This is a genomic window from Veillonella sp. 27098_8_77 (genome assembly GCF_041431535.1).
GTDB lineage: Bacteria > Bacillota > Negativicutes > Veillonellales > Veillonellaceae > Veillonella.
Genome location: NZ_JAPVXW010000016.1, coordinates 37,922 through 44,250, shown reverse-complemented (window position 1 = coordinate 44,250; position 6,329 = coordinate 37,922). Strand labels below are relative to the sequence as shown.

6 protein-coding genes and 1 rRNA gene are annotated in these 6,329 nt (G+C 38.8%); all 7 read right to left on the bottom strand.

Annotated elements, in window-relative coordinates:
- Positions 1-243, bottom strand: a 16S ribosomal RNA gene (locus O3617_RS08570); the annotation flags it as partial.
- 530 nt (positions 244-773) lie between these two features.
- A complete protein-coding gene (locus tag O3617_RS08565) occupies positions 774-1,949 on the bottom strand; it encodes an MFS transporter (protein WP_371449562.1) in 1,176 nt (391 codons plus the stop codon).
- A 145-nt stretch (positions 1,950-2,094) separates the two neighbouring features.
- On the bottom strand, positions 2,095-2,985 hold the full coding sequence (secF, locus tag O3617_RS08560; RefSeq protein ID WP_371449561.1) for a protein translocase subunit SecF: 891 nt from the start codon (positions 2,983-2,985) through the stop codon (positions 2,095-2,097).
- On the bottom strand, positions 2,982-4,256 hold the full coding sequence (gene secD / locus O3617_RS08555) for a protein translocase subunit SecD (protein WP_371449560.1): 1,275 nt from the start codon (positions 4,254-4,256) through the stop codon (positions 2,982-2,984). The genes secF and secD overlap by 4 nt, the downstream gene beginning before the upstream one ends.
- A 15-nt stretch (positions 4,257-4,271) precedes the next feature.
- Positions 4,272-4,838 carry a 5-formyltetrahydrofolate cyclo-ligase gene (locus O3617_RS08550; protein WP_371449559.1) on the bottom strand — a complete coding sequence of 189 codons (567 nt, stop codon included), beginning with the start codon at positions 4,836-4,838 and terminating at the stop codon, positions 4,272-4,274.
- A complete protein-coding gene (yajC, locus tag O3617_RS08545) occupies positions 4,838-5,128 on the bottom strand; it encodes a preprotein translocase subunit YajC (protein WP_105084348.1) in 291 nt (96 codons plus the stop codon). The genes O3617_RS08550 and yajC overlap by 1 nt, the downstream gene beginning before the upstream one ends.
- A gap of 78 nt (positions 5,129-5,206) precedes the next feature.
- Positions 5,207-6,322, bottom strand: a complete 1,116-nt coding sequence (gene tgt, locus O3617_RS08540) for a tRNA guanosine(34) transglycosylase Tgt (RefSeq protein WP_371449558.1) — start codon at positions 6,320-6,322, stop codon at positions 5,207-5,209.
- Positions 6,323-6,329 lie beyond the last annotated feature (7 nt).

The window sequence follows — 6,329 nt, the reverse complement described above, 5'->3', positions numbered from 1 at the left end:
TCAGTGATAGCTTATAAATAGAGGCCACCTTTCATCCAGTCTCGATGCCGAGATTGAATCGTATGCGGTATTAGCAGTCGTTTCCAACTGTTGTCCCCCTCTGAAGGGCAGGTTGATTACGCGTTACTCACCCGTTCGCCACTAAGATTGATAGAAGCAAGCTTCCATCGCTCTTCGTTCGACTTGCATGTGTTAAGCACGCCGCCAGCGTTCGTCCTGAGCCAGGATCAAACTCTCCAAGATATCTTGAAGCTATTTGAATAGCTCATTATGTGTTGTCGTTACTGTTAAGTAACTTTGAATTATGGTTGGTTTTGACTATGTCAAAACCCGCACTCTGGCATATGTTCAATCATATGATTGATTACCTATCATTGTTCAGTTTTCAAAGATCTGTTTGCTAGTCACTGTCGTGCGCTAGCGACTTGATTATAATACCAAGTTCAGAGTATTTCGTCAAGCACTTTTTAAAACTTTTTTGAATTAAATTCAACTGTTCTAATGATGTGCTGTCATCCGAATTACGCTGTGTCCTAACGACTTGTATTAGTATATCATAAACAAAGAAAACGTCAACCAGTTTTTGAACACTTTCAACAATTTCATTTATATCTCATTTAGCTACTACACGTTTACTCATTTATATACCAAACGTTCACCCATTTATTTTGATTCCATCCTCTTATGATGACATATAAAAAACACGTATTTGCTTAGTATTCTAATAAATTATTGTTAATAAATACTAAAGCAAATACGTGCTTTTATAATTACTATTCTGCTATATATGAATGTTTTCTAATTACAAAATGATAGAGAGCTAAAGCTACTACCATAATAAGAGCCGTAATTTGATATAAATATTGATACCCTAAAGCATTTGCAATCAAAGCTAGTACAACTGATCCTGCACCTACTGCTATATCAAGGGCCAAAAAATACGTTGCTGTAGATACGCCTGCTCGCTCTATCGGTGCCGATTGCACTGCTAATGCCTGAAAGGCAGGCTGCGCAGCACCATATCCAAGCCCTAATAATGGAGCCGTACAGATTATCCCAATAGGTGTCGTTACAATACCTAGAGCAGCTAAGCCGAATATAAAAAGAGCTACACCTGGATAAATGACAAATTTTGAACCAAATCTTGCATACACCTTTCCAACTAAGGGACGGCTAATAATTATCATAAGTGCAAACAATGCAAAGAATACACTCCCCCAAACGCCTGCGCCCATACTATTGAGCTCAATAGGTATAAATACAAGTACACCAGAATAGGTGAATCCAATAAATAATCCCATTAAAGCCCATGGCAAACTTCGTTTTTCAATGAACTGGGATATATGCCAGCCCTTGCTACTTTTCTGCTTAGGTTTTGCTAGTTCTTTAGGTAATCGAATAATATTACTTAAAATAAGGGCCAAAGCAGTCATTCCTGTCAAGAAAATATATAATGCTGAACTTCCATAGGCTTGTAATGCATATAAACCTACTGCAGGCCCCAATACCATGGCAATGTTTGAAAATACAGCAAACATATTAATACCTTCGCCCTTACGCGATGCTGGCAATACTACAACAGCCAGTGCAGCCATTACAGTTGTACCAAGAGCAAAAATTATTCCATGTAATCCCCGTAACACAAAAATCGTTTGTAACGATGTAGTTAAATTAAATAACCCCATAATAACAAAGAATAAAACAGATGAAATCAATAAAATTACGCGTTTATCTAATCCATCAATCAATCGTCCTGCAAAAGGACGGCATAGAATAGTACCAATTTGAAAATATGTCATAGTCAGGCCCGCATCTAAAGCAGTGCCACCTAATTCAGCTGTTAAAATTATGGGCAGTGCTGCTACCAAAACATACTGTGTCATATAAAAAATGCCACTACTTACACCATAATTGATAAAAGCAGGGCTCCATAAACATTCTGAATTCACTATATCACCCTTTCTAGACAAAACATTATGTATCTCTTATTGTACGTTACTCTCTCATAAGATACAAAAATTTTACTCATAACGCAAAAACCCTAATCACAGTAAAATGCGATTAGGGTTTATAGCTTTCACCATAACAATGAAATTATTGATTGCGAATGTCACTCTTATTTCTATTTTTCCAAAGCACCCACAAGGATGTAGCCACACAAATAGAAGAGTATGCACCACTGGCAAAACCGATAATCATACAAAGAGCGAAGTTTTTCGTTGTATCCCCACCAAATACGAATAGAGATACACAGGCAAACATTACAGTAGCTAATGTATAGATACTACGATGAATACTTTGTGCAATAGAAGCATTCGCCAAATCTTCAAATGTATCAGTACGTTTATGAGTATGAGCATTTTCACGAACGCGGTCAAAGATAACAACCGATTCATTCATGGAATAACCTACAACCGTTAAGATGGCTGCCAAGAAGGATGCATCAATTTCTAATTGGAAGAAGGAGAATACACCTAATACCATAATTAAATCATGGAAAATGGCAGTCAATGCAGATACAGCTATTCTATATTCAAAACGATACGAAATATAGAGCGCCAATACAGCAAAGGCGATAACAAGATTTAAAAGTGCATGTTGTGTTACTTCAGAACCGATAACAGCACCTACAGTTTCAATACGTTTTACCGTATTTTCACCGATATCACTGTTCAATTTTTCTACTACAGCTGCACTTTCACTAGGTTCCAGGTTACGAGTACGAATCATAACATCTTCCCCTGCTGTTTCTGCAGTATCTCCAGAAAGCTGAATTTGTGCATTTTCAAGGTTAAATGTTTTCAATACATCACGCACTTGGCTGACTTCTACAGGTTTCGTAAATTGAACTTCTACAATGGTACCACCCGTATAATCGATACCAAAGTTAAACCCTTTTGTGAAAATAGAGATTAAACTGATAATCACAAGAACGGAGGAAATCACAAACCACCAACGATGATGTCTAATTACGTTGAAACTCATTTGCGCTTACCTCCTTTCAAAGATTTTGGTGCAAAATCATCAGAACTTTTACTTGGTGAAATATTGGCACCAAACCAGAATGGATGATTAGTAAAGTTACAATCAATTAATAGGCGAAGCAAGAAATGGCTCACCGTAATCGCTGTAAACATACTTACCACAACACCTACGCCCAAGCTGATTGCGAAACCACGCACCGGACCAGAACCTAATACGGTCAAGATACCAGCTGTGATAATAACGGATACGTTCGCATCAGTAATTGTGGAAAGAGCACGTTTAAAACCGGCTTCCATGGCAACACGCATGGATTTACCGGAGAAAACCTCTTCCTTAAAGCGTTCAAAGATAAGGATATTCGCATCTACCGCGACACCCATGGATAAGATAATACCCGCAATGCCCGGCAAGGTCATAGTTGCATTAAAGCCCTTACCCAATACGAGTAATAATAACATAACATAAACAAGCAATGCTAGATTTGCTACAAAACCGGATAGGCGGTATAAAACAAGCAAAAATACCATAATCATGGCAATACCAGCACCAAAGGCAACAACAGATTTATCCTTAGAATCTTGACCTAAAGAAGGACCTACTGTACGCACTTCAAGAACATTGATTTTTACAGGTAATGCACCAGAACGTAATAAAATTGCCAAATCTTTGGCTTCTTCTAGAGATTGACTACCCGAAATAGTCGCTTTACCACCAGTAATAGCTTGTTGTACTACAGGATTTGTTAACACATCACCATCGAGTGTGATTGCAATATGACGACCGATGTTCTTAGATGTTAAATCAGCAAATTTCTTTGCCCCTTCATCACTAAGTTCAATCGCAACTAGAGGTTGTTTATTTTGTCCCATTTCCTCTTTTGCATCTTTTAGGTCATCACCGGTCATAACGGTTTCGCCCTTTTCATTTTTAAATTCAAGGACCGCTGTTTTACCGATACGTTTCATTGCTTCATCAGGATCTTTAACACCTGGTAATTCAATGATAATACGTTTTGCACCTTCCCGTTGTACAATAGGTTCAGACAAACCCATTTCATTAATGCGTCGTTCAAGAATTTGTTTTGCTCGTTCTACCGCATCATTATCTGCTGTGCCATGTTCAGTATCCTCTGCTTCTAGCACGATATGCGTACCACCTTGCAAATCAAGGCCTTGTTTTAATGAACCTGCTAAAGGCCCAATAAAATACGCAAAACAACCAATGATAGCAGCAATAACGACTAAGAATTTAACTATAGCCTTGCCTCTCAAAATTGTTGCTCCCTTCTAATTAACATAAATTACACCCTGCTCTGTAACGATAGCAGGCATACGTTGATCATAGCGTTCCATCGGTATAGACTCATCCAAAATTTGCGCGTTCCATGCAACACCGATATAGTGCGTCGGCGAAAGTTCCTTTAAGAAACGGTCGTAATAGCCATTTCCCATTCCCATACGCCCACCATATCTATCAAATCCTGCACCAGGCACTAATACTAAATCAATGTCAGTAGGATCAATTATCTCATATGGTTCTTTAGGCACACGGATATTTAAAACACCTCGTACGACATCGTCTAAATTATGTAGTCGCACGGCAATCATCGTAATCTTATCAACACATACAGGTACATAAACTCGTTTACCTGACTGTAAAGCATGTTCTATAACATCATCCAAGTTGGCTTCTTTCGGCATCGCCAAGTAGACCATAATCGATTGTGCCTGTTCATACTGAGGCAGATGAACAATCTCGTCGCACAACATTGCGGCCCACGATTCACAATCTTCAATAGATAAAGCAGCGCGCTGGGACTTGCACGCCTGGCGCACTGCTTCTTTTGTTTTCATTACTTAGTTTCCTTATTTTTTTTAGAAACTACGGATGCGATAGCAGTACGAGCAAATGTCATTTCTACTTTTTCCGCTACTTGTACCTTAACCTTTTCATCATCAAGTTCGATGATTTCGCCATAGATACCACCAATAGTCACAATTTTTTGGCCTTTTTTCAAGCTACCTAATAAATTAGCGCGTTCTTTTTGTTGTTTCTTTTGTGGACGCCACAATAAGAAATAGAAAATAACGACCATTAAAAGAATCGGCCAGCTGGTTTGTAAAATTTGTTCAATATCACCCATGGGTAATCCTCCTCACTAAAATTCATCTTATCTTTATAAGTATATCTATTCAAAATGAATTTGACTAGTTTTTTTATATTATTTATTGAAGTTATCCCAAAATTGCATTCTAAATTGAGGGAATCGATCCTCTAAAATAGCTTTACGCATTTGACGCATAAACTCTAATAAGAAATATAAGTTATGATATGTAACGAGTCTCAATGCCAATATTTCTTCCGCTTTATATAAATGACGTAGATATGCACGTGAATAATTTTTACATGTATAACATTGACAACCTTCTTCAAGAGGTCCCCAGTCATGCGCATACTGAGCATTTCGAATATTAAGACGCCCATGCCAAGTCATAGCCATCCCATTTCGTGCAACTCGTGTAGGATATACGCAGTCAAACATATCAACACCGCGAGCCACCCCTTCTACTAAACAGTCAGCTGTACCAACGCCCATCAAATAACGAGCTTTATTGGTTGGCAACAACGGTGTTGTATATTCAAGAATTTCATTCATCAAGTCATGTGGTTCCCCTACGGATAAACCACCAATGCTGTATCCTTCAAAGTCCATTGCCACTAATTCTGCTGCACTTTGTTTGCGCAAGTCCTTATACATACCGCCTTGTACAATACCGAACATACCTTGTCTATCATGAGCATGACGAGCCTCTTGGCATCGATGTGCCCAACGCGTAGTACGCGCTGTAGAGCGTTTTGCATAGTCATGTTCTGCAGGATAAGGAATACATTCATCAAAGGCCATCGCAATATCAGAACCCAATTGTTCTTGTACTTTTGTGGCAACCTCTGGGGAAAGAAATTGTTTAGATCCATCGATATGAGATCTAAATGTTACCCCTTCTTCAGTAATCTTACGCATATCGCCTAAGCTAAATACTTGGAAACCACCGCTATCCGTAAGGATTGCTTGATTCCAGTTCATAAATTTATGAAGGCCACCAGCTTCTTCTACGAGTTCAGGACCTGGTCTCAGGAACAAATGATAAGTATTGCTTAAAATCACTTGTGACCCGATGGCCTTTAACTCTTCTGGCGTCATCGTTTTTACTGTTGCCTGTGTCCCAACGGGCATAAACATAGGTGTTTCATATGTGCCATGCGGCGTATGTAATAACCCCGCACGAGCACCCGTATGAGGACAGGTCTTCTGTAGTTCATAGGTAATACTCGGCATAGAATCT

Excerpts from the sequence above, each read along its gene's own strand:
- O3617_RS08550 (WP_371449559.1), bottom strand. The coding sequence starts at position 4,838 with ATGAAAACAAAAGAAGCAGTGCGCCAGGCGTGCAAGTCCCAGCGCGCT.
- tgt (WP_371449558.1), bottom strand. The coding sequence starts at position 6,322 with ATGCCGAGTATTACCTATGAACTACAGAAGACCTGTCCTCATACGGGT.
- yajC (WP_105084348.1), bottom strand. The coding sequence starts at position 5,128 with ATGGGTGATATTGAACAAATTTTACAAACCAGCTGGCCGATTCTTTTA.
- secF (WP_371449561.1), bottom strand. The coding sequence starts at position 2,985 with ATGAGTTTCAACGTAATTAGACATCATCGTTGGTGGTTTGTGATTTCC.